This window comes from Streptomyces sp. NBC_01476 (assembly GCF_036227265.1).
GTDB lineage: Bacteria > Actinomycetota > Actinomycetes > Streptomycetales > Streptomycetaceae > Actinacidiphila.
The window spans coordinates 2,845,999-2,860,604 of record NZ_CP109446.1 but is presented as its reverse complement, the minus strand read 5'-3'; the positions used below and the strand labels follow the sequence as shown (position 1 = coordinate 2,860,604).

The window sequence follows — 14,606 nt, the reverse complement described above, 5'->3', positions numbered from 1 at the left end:
GATCGTGGTGCCCGGCCGGGCGGTGGCGTTCCTGGTGGGGGCCGCCGGCCGGGCGGGGGTGCTCAGAGCAGTTCGTGCGGGTACTGCTCGGCGCGGTGCTGGAAGGCCAGGACCGCCGGGTTCTGGACGGTGCCGCCGCGGATCTCGATCGCGCGGCGGATGGTGTCGTCGCCGTCCCAGCCTTGCTCACCCGCCAGGACGGGCCGCAGGAAGGGGATCAGGGCCTCGCTGTTCTCCCAGGTGGCCGCGTCCCACAGATAGGACGGGCTGTGGTCCACGCCGTAGTAGTGGACCTGGTCGCCGACGGTGAACATCGGGTCGTTGAAGGTGGTGGGCCGGGCCCAGGCGAAGCCCATGCCCTCGTCGCAGGAGACGTCGATCACGAGGGTGCCGCGGGCGAGCTTCGGCAGGTCGTCCGCTATCAGGAACATCAGCGGCGCCGCGGTGTCCTGGAGCACGCAGTTGACGATGATGTCGTGCCCGGCGAGGAAGTCGGCCAGCGGCTCCGGCCCGTCCTCGGTGAGCGCGACGCTGCGGCGCGGGTCGAGGGTGTCGTCCGCCGCGTCGTGGTCGAAGTGCACGATCCGCGCGGAGTGGATCGGTGAGCTGACCGCGGTGACGCCGCGGGCGGTCAGCACGTCCACGTCGTGCACGCCCAGCGCGCTGAGCGCGGTGACCGCGCCGCGGGCGGTCGCGCCGAAGCCGATCACGACGGCCCGCCGGCGGCGCCCGTAGTCACCGGTCGCCCCCGTCAGCTGCATGGCGTGCAGCACCGAGGAGTAACCGGCCAGTTCGTTGTTCTTGTGGAAGACGTGCAGACTGAACGCACCCTCGCGGGTCCAGTGGTTCATCGCCTCGAAGGCGATCACGGTGAGCCTGCGGTCGATGGCGGCCTGCGTGACCTTCTCGTCCTGCACGCAGTGCGGCCACCCCCACAGCACCTGCCCCTCCCGCAGTTCCGCCACGTCCTCGGCCAGCGGTTTGGCCAGCAGGATGACGTCGCACTCCGCGATCAGTTCTTCGCGGGTACGGAAACCGGCGACCATCGGCGCGAGCCGGCTGTCCGGCACACCGAAGTGCTCGCCGTACCCGGTCTGCAGATAGATGCTGGGCTGGAGGTCCGCGTCGACGCGCTCGAAGTGCGCTGGGTGGATCGGCAGACGGTGCTCGTTCTCTTTGCGGGTCTGCGACATGATGCCGAGCTTGAGCTGCTGCAAAATACCCCTTTGGTTACTCCCTGTCTAACACACCCCTGCCCGCGCCGACCCGCCCCTGCCGCCCGGGGGGCGCGGGCCTGGCCCGGCCGGCCTACGGTCCGGCGGGACCTGTCCGGTTCGCCGCGGCCCGGTACGCCCCGGGGGTGCGGCCCATGGTGCGGGCGAAGGTGTCGATGAAGGCGCTGGTCGTGGCCCAGCCGCAACGGCGGGCCGCCTCGGTGACGGTGGCCCCCTCGGCGAGCAGGATCATCGCGTGGAAGACCCGGGTGGTGGTGCGCCACTGGGGATAGGTCGTGCCGAACTCGGTGCGGAAGAGGCGCGTGAGGGTCCGCTCGCCGACACCGGCCCGGCGCGACAGCCAGCTCACACTCCTGGGCCGGCTCAGGTCGTCGACGACCAGGCGGCAGGCGTGCGCCAGCCGCGGGTCGTGGGCGGTGGGCAGCGTCAGGGGCTGCACATGGGCGCGCCGCAGCCGGTCGTTGAGAACCGCCCGCAGCCGCTCGGACTCAGGCCCCGGCAGACCGGGTTCGGTGCAGGCGATCAGGAGTTCACGCAGCAGGCCGTCGACCGCCACGATGGTCGGCGAGCCGCCCGGGAGCGGGGAGCCGCCGCCCGGGGAGCCGCCCGCTGGGGAGCCGCCGCCCTGGGAGTCGCCGGCCGGGAAGCCGACGGTGTGGACCGAACTCTGCCCGTAGACGCGGTGCTCGTGCCACATGCCGGCCGGCGTCCAGACCGCGCGGTCGGCAGAGGCGACCCAGGCGCCCTCCTCGGTCTGGACGGCGAGCACGCCGGTGCTGACATAGATGAGCTGGTGGTAGTCGTGCTGGTGGCGGCCGATGACCTCGCCGGCGACGTGATCACGGGTGCGGGCGGGTGCGTCCGGCCGGCGAAGGTCCGGCTGGCTGTTCTGCGACACAATCAGGCAGATTAACGGAAGTGCGACGGTGGGTGCGCATGACAGCGTGGCGCCATGACCACGTCGATCGACGAACCGCCAGGCCCTCCGGCCGGCGTCGCGGGCCGGCTGCGCCGGGCGGCCGTCGACACCCGCCCGCTGGCCGTCCCGGCCTACCGGCGGGTGCTCGCCGGGCAGGGTGCCTCACTGATCGGCACGATGGTCACCGAGGTCACCATCCCGGTGCAGATCTTCTCCCTGTCGCACTCGTCGCTCTACGTGGGCCTGGCCGGCCTCGCCGGCTTCGTGCCGATCGTGGTCTTCGGCCTGTACGGCGGCGCGGTCGCCGACGTGGTCGACCGCCGCCTGCTGTGCCTGTGGTCGTCCGTGGTGACCTGGGTGGTGACGGTCGTCCTGCTCGCCCAGACCCTCCTGAACCTGAGGTCGGTGGCGCTCGTCCTGGTGCTCGTCGCGGTCCAGGGGGCCGGCTTCGCCATCTCCTCCTCGACCCGCGGCGCGATCATCCCCCGTATCGTGCCGCCCGAGCTGGTCCCCGCCGCGAACACGCTGAGCTTCACGGTCAGCAATGTCGGCCAGATCCTCGGGCCGCTCCTCGCCGGGATCCTGGTGGGTCTCCCGCACGGGTTCGCCTATGCCTACGGCGCCGACGCGCTGCTCTTCACCGCCTCGCTCTACTCCACCTTCCGCCTCCCCGCCATCAGACCGGCGGGCGCCGCGGCCAGGTCGGGCATGCTCGCGGTGCTCGACGGACTCCGTTTCATCGGCGGCAATCCGGTGCTCATGATGTCCTTCGCGGTGGACATCGCGGCCATGGTGCTGGCCATGCCGAACGCCCTCTTCCCGCAGGCCGCCGAGACCCGCTTCCACGGCGGCATCGGCCTGCTGTACTCGGCGGTCGCCATCGGGTCGGTGCTGGCCGGTCTCGCCAGCGGGTGGATCGGCAGAGTGCGGCGCCAGGGCGTCGCGCTCACCTGCGCGGTGGTCGGCTGGGCGAGCGCCATCACCCTGGCCGGCTTCGCCCGCGCGCTCTGGCTCGCGGTGGTCCTGCTCGCCCTGGCCGGCGCCGCCGACCTGGTGAGTGCCGTCTACCGGCAGACGATCCTGCAGACGTACGCCCCCGACGAGATGCGCGGCCGCATGCAGGGCGTCTTCACCGTCGTCGTCTCCGGCGGCCCCCGCCTCGGCGACCTGCGCGCGGGAGCCATGGCGGCGACGACCACGCTCGGCATCGCGTGGTCGGGCAGTTCCGTGCTCTGTATCGGCCTGGTGATCGCCGGGGCTCTCGCGGTGCGGCCGTTCTGGCAGTACACCACCGGCGGGTAGCGGCCGGGTCAGCGCAGCGAGGTGAGGGCCGCGTGGACGCGGTCGACGGCGGCGAGGGGGGTGGAGGCGTGGGGGGAGAGCCGCAGCGAGGTGGCGCGGAGGGTGGGGGTGACCTCGTGGCCGTGCAGGGCTTTGGCGACGGTGGCCGGGTCGGTGCCCGGGAGGGTGAAGGAGAGGATGCCGGCTCGTTCCGCGGGGGCGGTGGGCGAGAGGACCTCGCCGCCGCAGCCGCGGACGGTGTCGATCAGCTGCCCGACGCGGGCGGCGACGTGCGCCTCGATGGCCGGCACGGTGGCCTGCTCCACGATCCGCAGCGCCGCGGCGAACGCCGCCGCGGCCACCGGGCTGAGGTTGGTGATCGACCAGCGCTGGGCGCCGGCCGCCGGCGGGTGCTCGACGTCGTCGAAGCCGGCCACGTCCTCGACGCCGGTCCAGCCGGTGAGGGTGGGTTCGAGGCGCTGAAGGGCCAGGTCGGACAGGGCCGCGAAACCGGTGGACCAGCTGGCGCGCAGCCACTTCTGGCCGCCGGCCACCACCACGTCCGCCGCCTGCCACGGCAGGTCGGCGACCCCGAACCCCTGGATCGCGTCCACGATGAGCAGCCGGTCAGGGCCGATCACCTCGCGCAGCGCGGCGAGGTCGGCGCGGTAGCCGGTCCGGAAGTCCACCGCGCTGACCGCGAGCGCCACCACGTCGTCGGTGAGGGCGGCGCGGACCAGGTCGGCGGTGACCCGGCCGGCCGGACCGGGGGCCAGCCAGCGTGGGACCGCCCGGCCGAGCGCCGCGGTACGCCGCCAGGGGTAGTGGTTCGCCGGGAAGTCGGTGGCCGGCACCAGAACGGTGCCGGCCGGAATGCCGAAGGCGGCGTGGAAGAGGCCAGTGGAGGCGTTGGGGAGCAGCACCGTGTGGTCGGCGGACACCCCGGCCAGCCGGGCGGCGGCCTCCCGGGCGCTCTGCTCGGCCCGCATCAGCTCGTTGACGGTGTCATGGCTTGCCCGCGCGGACCGCTCCAGCGCCCCGGCGGTGGCGGTGAGCACATCGGTGGACGGCGGCCCGTAGCGGGCGTAGTCCAGATAGCCCTCGGGTGCCTGGAAGTGGTCCGCGTAACCGGGCAGGCCGTCGGTGCGCATGGGTGAGGGGTCCTTCCGTGGTCCGCTGGGGGCTTCCGCGAGGGTAAACGACCTGGCCCCGGCCGCCGGGCGGCGGGTGAGGTGGGCGACACCGGGAGGCGCCGGGGGCACTTCGTACGTTCAACAGCGGCAAGGGCGGTGAGAATACGCACGTGGAGCACGTGGAGCACAAGGACGCGGCGAGAACGACCGGACCGGCCGACCGACCGGGGGAGGCAGCCGACGCCGACGCCGTACGGTGGCGCGGCGTCCGGCGGATGAAGCTGATCGCCGCCGGGTTCCTGCTGGTGGCGACGGTGGTGTACGTACTGGCGAAGTGGCTCGGCTCCGGCGGCTGGCCGGGGTACGTGGCCGCCGCCGCGGAAGCCGGGATGGTGGGCGCGCTGGCGGACTGGTTCGCGGTGACCGCGCTCTTCCGGCACCCGCTCGGGCTGCCGATCCCGCACACGGCGATCATTCCGACGAAGAAGGACGCGCTGGGGGCGAGCCTCGGGGACTTCGTCGGCGAGAACTTCCTGTCGGCCGCGGTCGTACGCACCCGGCTGCGGGCGGTCGGCATCGGGTCCCGGCTCGGCGGCTGGGTGGCCGAGCCGGCCAACGCCGACAAGGTCACCGAGCAGGCGGCGGCCACGCTGCGCGGCGCCCTGACCGTGCTGCGGGACTCCGATGTGCAGGCGGTGGTGAGCGAGGCGATCACCCGGCGGGCCGAGGCGCAGGAGGTGGGGCCGGGGCTCGGCAAGATGCTGGAGCGGATCGTCGCCGACGGCGGCCACCGCCGGGTGGTGGACCTGGTGTGCGTGCGGGCCCACGACTGGCTGGTGGAGCACGGCGATTCGGTGATGGGTGCGGTGCAGGACGGTGCTCCCGGGTGGACGCCGAGATTCGTGGACCGGAAGGTCGGCGAGCGGGTCTACAAGGAGCTGCTGCGGTTCGTCACCGAGATGCGGGACTCGCCCGAGCACCCGGCCCGGGGCGCGGTGGACCGTTTCCTCGGTGACTTCGCGGTGGAGCTGCAGACCGACCCGGACACCCGGGAGCGGGTGGAGCGGCTGAAGAAGGACCTGCTGGCCCGCGGCGAGGTGCAGGACCTGATCGCGTCGGTGTGGGGCGCGGTACGCGGCATGATGGTGGCCGCCGCGGAGGACGAGCAGAGCGAACTGCGGCTGCGGGCCCGGGCGTCGCTGCTGTCGCTGGGCGGCCGGCTGACCACCGACGCCCGCCTGCAGGCGAAGGTGGACAGCTGGCTGGAGGACGCGGCCACCTATCTCGTGACCACGTACCGGGACGAGATCACCTCGCTGATCAGCGAGACGGTGGCGGGCTGGGACGCCGAACAGACCTCGCGGAAGATCGAGGCGCACGTCGGGCGGGACCTGCAGTTCATCCGGATCAACGGCACGGTGGTCGGCGCCCTGGCCGGCCTGGTCATCTACGCGGTCTCGCAGGCGGCCGGCGGCTGACCGGCTGGTCCGATCTCTGGGCGGCGCAGGGCGGGGCGGAGCCGTCCACGTGCTGAGCGGGGCTTGCGCGAGCGGTGCGGGAAATCGGAGGATCGGACAAGACATCCGATGATCTCGTACGACGGAGTACCACTGTGAAGCTGCTGCGTGTCGGACCCGCCGGGGCGGAGCGCCCGGCTCTGCTGGACCACGAGGGCGTGCTGCGGGACCTGAGCGGCCTCGTACCGGACATCGACGGCGCGCTGCTCGCCGACGGGGCGGCGCTGGAGCGGATCGCGGCGGCCGGGGCGGACGGCTCGCTGCCGGCCCTGGACGCCTCGCTGCGGGTCGGCCCGCCGCTGGCCCGGATCGGCAAGATCGTCTGCATCGGGCTCAACTACCACGACCACGCCACCGAGACCGGCGCCCAGCCGCCGAGTGAGCCGGTGGTCTTCATGAAGGCGCCGGACACCGTGGTCGGCCCTGACGACACCGTGCTGGTGCCGCGGAACAGCGTGAAGACCGACTGGGAGGTCGAACTCGCCGTCGTCATCGGCCGGGAGCTGCGGTACGCGGCCTCGCACGAGGAGGCGCTGGCGGCCGTCGCGGGCTACGCGGTCGCGCACGACGTCTCCGAGCGGGAGTTCCAGATCGAGCGCGGCGGGCAGTGGGACAAGGGGAAGAACTGCGAGACCTTCAACCCGCTGGGCCCGTGGCTGGTCACCGCGGACGAGATCGCCGACCCGCAGGCGCTGCCGCTCAAGCTCTGGGTCAACGGTGAGCTGAAGCAGGACGGCAACACCGCGAGCCAGATCTTCCCGGTGGCCGAAGTGGTGCGCTACCTCAGCCAGTTCATGACGCTCTATCCCGGGGACGTGATCAACACCGGTACGCCGGCCGGGGTGGCGCTGGGGCAGCCGGAGCCGAAGCCGTATCTGCGGGCCGGTGACGTGGTGGAGCTGACCATCGAGGGCCTCGGGCGGCAGCGGCAGGAGCTCAAGTCGGCCTGACCGCCGGGGGGTTGGGGCCGCCCGCGGATGTCGCGGGCGGCCTGCCGGGTGCCGTCGGCGGCCGGCTGCCGGTTCCCGGCGTGAGCCGCCGGCCGCTGCCAGTTGCCGGCGGCTCAGGTGTGCCAGGACGTCCTGACGTCTTCGAGGAAACGTGTCAGGCCGGCCACCACCAGTGCGTGGTCCTCCAGTTGGGGCAGGCCGGAGACGCCGGCCACGCCCACCACCCCGGCGCCGGTCACCCGCAGCGGGAAGGCGCCGCCGTGCGCCGCGTAGAGGTCAGGGTCGAGCCGCGAGGACTCCTCGAAGGTGCTGCCCTTGGCCCGGAAGCGCTCGCCGATCATGAGCGAGCTGGCCCCGTACCGCTCGACCACCCGCGCCTTGCGCTCCAGCCAGGCGTCGTTGTCGGCGGTGGTGCCCTCCAGCGCGCAGTGGAAGAGCCGCTGGGTGCCGCGCCGCACCGAGACGGTGACGGCCGCCTGCTGTTCCCTGGCCATCTCCACCAGCAGGCAGCCGAGCCGCCAGGCGTCGTCGTGCGTGAAGCGCGGAAGGACCAGGGTCCTTTCCTGCTCGGCGAGTTCGGACAGATCGGCGAGAGAGGCGAGCGGGGTGGGGGTCGTGGCGTCACTCATAGCTGGACCACCTGTCCGGTGCGGGCGGCGAGGCGCGCGGCCTCGATGACTTCGAGCGCGGCGGCGGCCTCCAGGGCGGTGACCGGAGGTTCGGTGCCCTCGCGCAGGGCCGAGGCGACGGCCGCGTAGAAGGCGGGGTAGTCGCCGGGGACGGACGGTACGGGCCGGGCGTTCTCGTCGGTGCCGAGGGTGCCCCAGGAGGACTCGGGCTCGGCGCCCCAGGCGATGCCCTCACCGGGCCGCAGCCCCTCGCGCAGCGCGCCCTCCTGCGGGTCGAGGCCGTAGGTGACGTAGCCGGCGGTGCTGCCCAGCACCCGGAAACGCGGGCCGAGGCGAGGAGCGGTCGAGCTCATCCACAGGTGGGAGCGGACGCCGTTGGTGTGGGTGATCGCGATGAAGCTGTCGTCGTCGGCCGCGGCGCCGGGCCGCCGCACGTCGGACTCGGCGTAGACCAGCTGGGCCGGGCCGAAGAGGGCGAGCGCCTGGTCGACGAGGTGGCTGCCGAGGTCGTAGAGCAGCCCGCCGATCTCGGCCGGGTCGCCGGACTCCCGCCAGCCGCCCTTGGGCTGCGGGCGCCAGCGCTCGAAGCGCGACTCGAAGCGGTGGACCTCGCCGAGCCTGCGGTCGCGGATCAGCCCCTGGAGGGTCAGGAAGTCGCTGTCCCAGCGGCGGTTCTGGAAGACGGTGAGCAGCAGGTCCTGCGCGGCGGCGAGACGGGCCAGTTCGCGGGCCTCGGCGGCGGTCCCGGCGACCGGCTTGTCCACCACCACCGGCAGCCCGGCCCGCAGCGCGGCGGTGGCCAGCGGCACATGGGTGCGGTTCGGCGACGCCAGCACGACCAGGTCCAATTCCGCCGCCCGGCCCCAGAGTTCGTCCGCGGTGGCGGCGAACCGCACGCCCGGGTGCTCGGCGAGGGCCTGCTTGCGGCGGTCGTCGTTCCCGGTCACGACGGTGTCCAGGACCAGGCCGGGGGTGGCGGCGATCAGAGGGGCGTGGAAGAAGGACCCCGACGGGCCGTAACCGACGAGGGCGACGCGGAAGGGGGCGGGTTCCGTGGCGGGGCTGTCCTGGCTGCTCATACGGCCTACTTTTGCAACAGTGTTGCCGAAGTGCAAGCGGGAGAGACAATGGGACGGTGAACCCGCTGCCCGCCACGCCGTCCGCCGGGGCCGCCCCGGCCGCTGCGCCTGCTCCGCCTGCTCCGCTCGCTCCGCCCGCTCCCGCGATCCCGGCCGGGGGCCGGATCGGAGGGCCGGGACCCGCTGGGGCTAACCTGCCCGCTCTGCGCAGTCACAATGCGGCGCTCGTGCTGGACCTGCTGCGGACCGCCGCGGCCGGCGGGGACGGCGGCCTGAGCCGGACCGAGCTGGCCGGGCGGACCGGGCTCACCCCGCAGGCGGTCAGCAAGATCACCGCCCGGCTGATGGCGGCGGGGCTCGTCGAGGAGGCGGGGCGCCGTGCGTCGACCGGCGGCAAGCCGTCCACCGGGCTGCGGCTCGCCGCGGACGCGCGGCACGCGCTGGGGGCGCACCTGGACGGGGAGACGCTGACGGTGGTCCGCACCGACCTGGCAGGCCGTACGCTCGCCGCCCGGTCCGTCCCGCTCGACCTCGGCCGGCCGGTCCCGGACGCGCTGGCCGCGATCGCCGCCGAACTGCGTACGGTGCTGCTGGCCGGGCCCCGGCCGGTGCTCGGCATCGGCGTCGGGATGCGCGGGCCGCTGGACCACGCCACCGGCACGCTGCACCGGATCACCGGCTACCCGCACTGGGCGGGTACGCGTCTGGGCGAGGAACTGACCGCGCGGCTCGGCGTGCCGGTCGCGGTGGACAAGAACACGAACACGGCCGCCCTGGCGCTGCTGGCGGTGCCGGGGCCCGCCGGGTCCTTCGCGTACCTGCACCTCGGTACGGGGCTCGGGGCCGCGCTCGTCCTCGGCGGGGCGGTGTACCGCGGGGGGCGGACCGGGGCGGGGGAGTTCGGGCACCAGGTGGTGGAGCTGGGCGGTCCGCGCTGCGCGTGCGGCAACCGGGGCTGCCTGGAGGCGCTCTGCCTGGCGGCGGTCCGCCGCGGTGACGAGGCGGGCGCCGCCCGCCTCCTCGGCGTCGGCGCGGCCAACCTCGTGGCCCTCCTCGACATCGACCGCGTCGTCCTCGGCGGCCGCACCCCCCTCGCCTCCCCCGACCTCTTCCGCCACGAGGTCGCCACCACCCTCACCGCCCACGGCCACCCCACCCCCGTCACCACCGCGCCCCTCCTCTCCACCCCCCACGGCGCCGCCCTCCTCGCCCTCACCCCCCTCTTCACCACCGCCACCCTCTGACCCCCGGCGGAGGCCGTGCCTTTGGGCCGCCGGAACCCGGCGGCGGGTCGACCGGAGGAGGCCGTCTTTAGGGGCGCGGGGAACTGCGCGGGAACCCCCGCGGCGGGTTGGCCGACCGCGTACCGCCCGACGGCGGAGGGCGGTGGCCCGAGGTTTTGCAGGGGCTCGGGGAACTGCGCGGGAACCCCCACGGCGGGTTGGCCGACCGCGTACCGCCCGACGGCGGAGGGCGCCGGCCCGAGGTTTTGCAGGGGCGCGGGGAACTGCGCGAGAAGCGGCCACCGGCGCGCGGCCGGGCGGGGACCGCATGGGGCGGAGGGCGCCGGCCCGAGGTTTTGCAGGGGCGCGGGGAACTGCGCGAGAAGCGGCCACGGGCGCGCGGCCGGGCAGGGACCGCATGGGGCCGGGGGACCCGGGGGTTCAGCACCCCGCAGGGGAACCGCGGAGGACCCCGGGGCTCAGCACCCCGCAGGGGACCGGTGGGAGACTTGCCCCACCACCCCCCACCCGGTCACCCCCGAAGGGCCCCGCATGCCGTGGCACACCCGCCTCACCACCGTCCGCCGGGCCGAAGGCCAGACGTTCCTGTGGCGACGCAAGCGCCACCACCCCGAGATCGACCCCTCCTTCGGCGACCCCCGCCTCAAAGAAATCCGCGCCGCCGCCACCGAGGGCCCCACCGCGTGGCCCGCCATCCGCCCCCACCTCGCCGCCGCCGCGCAGGCCCCCGCGCAGGCCCCCACCCCGGCCCCCACCCCCGCCCCCGAGCACGCCCCCGAAGACCTCACCTTCCTCACCGAGGCTCTGCAGACCGCCGCCGGCCTGGAACGCTGGATCGGCGAGGTGATCGCCGCCGCCCCCGGCGACCCCCTCCCGCTGCTGGCCTCCGGCGCCCGGCACATCGGATGGGCCTGGCACGCCCGCGGCGGCCCCGACGCCCCGCACGTCTCCGAGGAGCAGCGGAACCTCTTCCGCGCCCGGCTGGCGACCGCGGAGGAACACCTCTCCGAAGCGGCCCGGCTCGCACCCTCCTGGGCCACACCCCGCTACTTCCTCCAGATCAGCGGCCGCGGCCTGGAACTCGGCCCCGAGACCGCGCGGCACCGGTTCGAGGAGACCCTGCGCCGCGCCCCCGGCCACGCCGCCGCACACCGCGAACACCTGCGGCAGCTCGCCCCGAAGTGGGGCGGCTCCGAGGAGGAGATGCTCGCCTTCGCCCGGGAGGCGATGCTCGCCGCCCCCGGCGGCAGCCCGCTGGGCGAACTCGTCGCCCTGGCCCACCTGGAGAAGTGGCTCGCGCTCGGCGCTGACCCGCTGTCGGCCTACCTCGGCGGCCCCGCCGTACTCACCGCCCTGCACGACGCCGCCGCCCGCTCGGTCTACCACCCGGCCTTCGTACGCCACCGTGACTGGACCCTGTCCTTCAACACCTTCGCGATGGCGTTCTCGCTGGCCGGCGACTACGCCGCCGCGCGCCCGCTCTTCCGCGCGCTGGGGACCCGGGCGACCGAGACGCCCTGGCAGTACCTCGACGAAAGGTCCCCGCTGGTCCCGTTCTTCGAATGGCGCACCCGCGTCACCCACTGACCCCGAGGACCCGGGCCTGCCCGGGCGCCCTGCCCGGCTACGCTGGGAAACCGCAAGACGGAACCCCCGGGAACAGGAGAGCTCATCCGTGTCGACACGCAGGCACATCGAGTCGTGGCTCACCGACATGGACGGAGTGCTGATCCATGAAGGCACCCCCGTTCCGGGCGCCGACGCCTTCCTCAAGGGCCTCAAGGAGTCGGGCAAGCCCTTCCTGGTGCTCACCAACAACTCCATCTACACCCCGCGTGACCTGCACGCCCGGCTGACCCGGATGGGCCTTGACGTGCCCGTCGCGAACATCTGGACCTCCGCGCTGGCCACCGCCAAATTCCTGGACGACCAGCGGCCAGGCGGCACCGCCTATGTGATCGGCGAGGCCGGCCTGACCACCGCGCTGCACGACGTCGGCTACGTCCTCACCGACTCGGAGCCGGACTACGTCGTCCTCGGGGAGACCCGCACATACTCCTTCGAGGCGCTGACCAAGGCGATCCGGCTGATCAACGACGGCGCCCGCTTCCTGTGCACCAACCCCGACCAGACCGGCCCCTCGCCGCAGGGCGTGCTGCCCGCCGCCGGGTCGGTGGCCGCGCTGATCACCAAGGCGACCGGCAAGGAGCCGTACTTCATCGGCAAGCCGAACCCGCTGATGATGCGGGCCGGGCTGAACGCGATCGGCGCGCACTCCGAGACCAGCGCGATGATCGGCGACCGGATGGACACCGACGTCCTGGCCGGCCTGGAGTCCGGCATGCTGACGTACCTGGTGCTCACCGGCCTGACCAGCCGTTCGGACATCGACCGCTACCCCTTCCGGCCCTCGCACGTGGTCGATTCGATCGCGGATCTGGTCGCCGAGATCTGACCCCCGGGCGTCACCGTGGGTATACCGCCGCTCACCCCGATGGGCCAGTGAGCCGCCGCCCGGGGTGCGGGCGGCGGTGGCCGGCGGAATCTTCGTAAGCACCGGGCGCGGTCCCCGCTCCCGGCCGAGCGGAGGTTCTCCATGTTTGGTCTGAAAGTTCCTGCCATCGCCGCTGCCGGCGTCGCGACCGTTCTCGCCGTCGGCGGGATGTCCGCACCCAAGCAGGCTGTCGCCGACGAGGGCGGCGGGGGATCGAGCAGCTCCAGCAGCAGCAGTTCGAGCAGTTCGTCGTCGAGTTCGGCGTCCTCGGGCTCGATGGATGTGAATCCGCGGACCGTCGCGCCCGGTGGCGTGGTGACCCTGCACCTGGAGACCTCCTGCAAGGCCGGGCAGAAGGCCAAGGCCAGCGCCGAGGTCTTCGTCGACACCGTGACGCTGGCGCCGGCCGGTGACGGCCGCGGGCTGGAGGGCAGCGCCTTCATCAAGTCCGACGCGGTCGACGGCTCGTACGCGATCTCCGTCGAGTGCGACGGCGTGACCAGCTCCGCGCAGGCGTCCATCACGGTCACCGCGGGCGGCGTACCCTCCGTGCCGGACTCCCCGCTGACCCCGGTCAAGCCGGTGCCGGCCGGTGGCGGCGGCACCGCGCAGCTCGCGGCCGGTCCGACCGCCTCGGGCACCAGCACCGGCCCGCTGCTGGTCACCGGCGGTTTCGCGGCGGCCGGCCTGGCCGGCCTGGTCATCCACCGGCGGCGCAGCGCGTCCCGCGGCTGACCGGCGATGATCGAAGGGGCGACGGAGACCGGTACCGAGGCAGGGGCCGGTACGGTCGGCCGGAAGTGGACGGCCTTCGCGGTCGGGCTGCTCCTGCTGGCGGCCTGGCTGGTCGGTCACGACGGGGGCGGCGGCGCACCGTCCGCCGCCCCCCGCGCGATGGCCGCCGCGGCCGGCGACCACCCGCCGCGGATCTACGCCCCGCACGAGCCGCTGCCCGCCGCCGTGCCGCGGCACCTCGACATCTCCTCCATCGGCGTGCACGCCGATCTGGTGGGCCGCGGGCTCACCGACGGCACGATCGAGCCGCCGCCGTACGACACCCCGGAGGTGGCCGGCTGGTACCGCGACGGCCCGTCCCCCGGCGCGGACGGCGCCGCCCTCATCGTCGGCCATGTCGACACCAAGACCAGGGCCGCCGTCTTCTACGGCCTGAGCACCGTCAAGCCCGGCGCGCTGGTCGATGTGACCCGCGCCGACGGCACGGTGGCCGAGTTCTCCGTCGAGGCGGTCGAGGTCGTCGAGAAGGACCACTTCGACGCCACCCGCGTCTACGGCTCCACCGGCCGCCCCGAACTCCGCCTCATCACCTGCGGCGGCTCCTTCGACCGCACCGCCCAGTCCTACTCCGCCAACGTCGTCGTCTACGCCGCCCTCACCGGCTCCCACCCGGTGTGAAGCCCGTGACGGCTAGAGTGCGGATGCCGGTTTGACCTGCCCGGACGGAGAACGGAGGGGTTCCATGACCGCGATCGAGGATCGGCCGCAAATGCTGCCCGAGGCGTTCGAGCAACTCGCCGCCACCGCCGAAACCCTGGACGTCCGGCTGGAGTTCATTTTCGGAAGGCTGGGGGTCAAGGCGGTGCCGGACGGGGTCCACGACGAGATCATCCGCTGGGTGACGCAGCAGTGCATGCAGCAGCGCCCCGACCTGTGGCTCTATCCGGAACGCGGGCTGAAGGTGGAGATCTCTGGTCAGGGCCACGCCAAGCCGGACGGCACTCTGGCACCCCAAGGCAGCTTCGTCGGTGACGGCCAGTGGTCGGACCCCGACCAGGTCCTGATGACCGTCGAGGTCACCTCGTACGACCGCGACACCGACCGGCGGGACCGCCATGACAAGCCGCGGGCCTACGCCCGGACCGGCATTCCGGTGTACCTGCTGATCGACCGGGACGCCGGCGAGGTCGTCGTCTACAGCAGGCCGGAAGACGGCGTGTACAGCTTCCGTGAGCGTCACCAGTTCGGAAAGCCCGTCGAACTCCCCCAGCCGGTCGGCATGACCCTGGACACCGGGCTCCTCAAGACCTGGGCCCCCTGACCGGTCGCACCCCCCGGGCAGGGGCCCGTGGGCGGGGGGTGACTCCCGTGCGTCGCTCGGCGGGCGGCG

14 protein-coding genes are annotated in these 14,606 nt (G+C 73.6%); 9 read left to right on the top strand and 5 right to left on the bottom strand.

The features are described from left to right. Positions 1–62: 62 nt before the first annotated feature. Together OG552_RS12775 and OG552_RS12770 are read right to left on the bottom strand one after the other, a co-directional pair. Complete coding sequence (locus tag OG552_RS12775; RefSeq protein WP_329132340.1) at positions 63–1,217, bottom strand: N(5)-(carboxyethyl)ornithine synthase; 1,155 nt, start codon at positions 1,215–1,217, stop codon at positions 63–65. 91 nt (positions 1,218–1,308) lie between these two features. Beyond that, a complete protein-coding gene (locus OG552_RS12770; RefSeq protein WP_329132338.1) occupies positions 1,309–2,133 on the bottom strand; it encodes a helix-turn-helix transcriptional regulator in 825 nt (274 codons plus the stop codon). Between the two features lie 54 nt (positions 2,134–2,187). Here OG552_RS12770 and OG552_RS12765 point away from each other — a divergent pair, with 54 nt between their 5' ends. Next, positions 2,188–3,456: an MFS transporter gene (locus OG552_RS12765; protein ID WP_329132336.1), complete on the top strand. Its 1,269-nt coding sequence runs from the start codon at positions 2,188–2,190 to the stop codon at positions 3,454–3,456. A gap of 8 nt (positions 3,457–3,464) precedes the next feature. On the opposite strand, the gene OG552_RS12760 is transcribed toward OG552_RS12765, so the two are convergent. After that, the gene (locus OG552_RS12760) at positions 3,465–4,586 is read right to left on the bottom strand and encodes an aminotransferase class V-fold PLP-dependent enzyme (protein WP_329132334.1); all 1,122 of its coding nucleotides are present in this window, start codon (positions 4,584–4,586) and stop codon (positions 3,465–3,467) included. Positions 4,587–4,747: 161 nt separating this feature from the next. Here OG552_RS12760 and OG552_RS12755 point away from each other — a divergent pair, with 161 nt between their 5' ends. Together OG552_RS12755 and OG552_RS12750 are read left to right on the top strand one after the other, a co-directional pair. Further along, positions 4,748–6,046, top strand: coding sequence for a DUF445 domain-containing protein (locus OG552_RS12755; protein WP_443071162.1), 1,299 nt, complete (start codon positions 4,748–4,750; stop codon positions 6,044–6,046). 134 nt (positions 6,047–6,180) lie between these two features. Then, positions 6,181–7,035: a fumarylacetoacetate hydrolase family protein gene (locus OG552_RS12750; RefSeq protein WP_329132331.1), complete on the top strand. Its 855-nt coding sequence runs from the start codon at positions 6,181–6,183 to the stop codon at positions 7,033–7,035. Positions 7,036–7,148: 113 nt separating this feature from the next. Here the strand turns inward: OG552_RS12750 and OG552_RS12745 are convergent, their stop codons facing one another. Beyond that, entirely contained in the window at positions 7,149–7,664 is a 516-nt protein-coding gene (locus tag OG552_RS12745) for a heme-degrading domain-containing protein (RefSeq protein WP_329132329.1), read from the bottom strand. Then, positions 7,661–8,743 (bottom strand): Gfo/Idh/MocA family oxidoreductase, encoded by a 1,083-nt coding sequence (locus OG552_RS12740; RefSeq protein ID WP_329132327.1) that lies wholly within the window; start codon positions 8,741–8,743, stop codon positions 7,661–7,663. Before OG552_RS12740 ends, OG552_RS12745 begins: the two co-directional genes overlap by 4 nt. A 146-nt stretch (positions 8,744–8,889) precedes the next feature. Here OG552_RS12740 and OG552_RS12735 point away from each other — a divergent pair, with 146 nt between their 5' ends. From OG552_RS12735 to OG552_RS12710, 6 genes are all read left to right on the top strand, one after another. Then, on the top strand, positions 8,890–9,987 hold the full coding sequence (locus tag OG552_RS12735; protein ID WP_329140776.1) for an ROK family transcriptional regulator: 1,098 nt from the start codon (positions 8,890–8,892) through the stop codon (positions 9,985–9,987). 531 nt (positions 9,988–10,518) lie between these two features. Then, positions 10,519–11,574 (top strand): hypothetical protein, encoded by a 1,056-nt coding sequence (locus tag OG552_RS12730; RefSeq protein WP_329132325.1) that lies wholly within the window; start codon positions 10,519–10,521, stop codon positions 11,572–11,574. Positions 11,575–11,701: 127 nt separating this feature from the next. After that, complete coding sequence (locus tag OG552_RS12725) at positions 11,702–12,442, top strand: HAD-IIA family hydrolase (protein WP_443071161.1); 741 nt, start codon at positions 11,702–11,704, stop codon at positions 12,440–12,442. 141 nt (positions 12,443–12,583) lie between these two features. Then, the gene (locus tag OG552_RS12720) at positions 12,584–13,216 is read left to right on the top strand and encodes a hypothetical protein (RefSeq protein ID WP_329132323.1); all 633 of its coding nucleotides are present in this window, start codon (positions 12,584–12,586) and stop codon (positions 13,214–13,216) included. Between the two features lie 6 nt (positions 13,217–13,222). Further along, the gene (locus tag OG552_RS12715; RefSeq protein ID WP_329132321.1) at positions 13,223–13,894 is read left to right on the top strand and encodes a class F sortase; all 672 of its coding nucleotides are present in this window, start codon (positions 13,223–13,225) and stop codon (positions 13,892–13,894) included. A gap of 64 nt (positions 13,895–13,958) precedes the next feature. Beyond that, positions 13,959–14,537 (top strand): Uma2 family endonuclease, encoded by a 579-nt coding sequence (locus OG552_RS12710; protein ID WP_329132319.1) that lies wholly within the window; start codon positions 13,959–13,961, stop codon positions 14,535–14,537. Positions 14,538–14,606 lie beyond the last annotated feature (69 nt).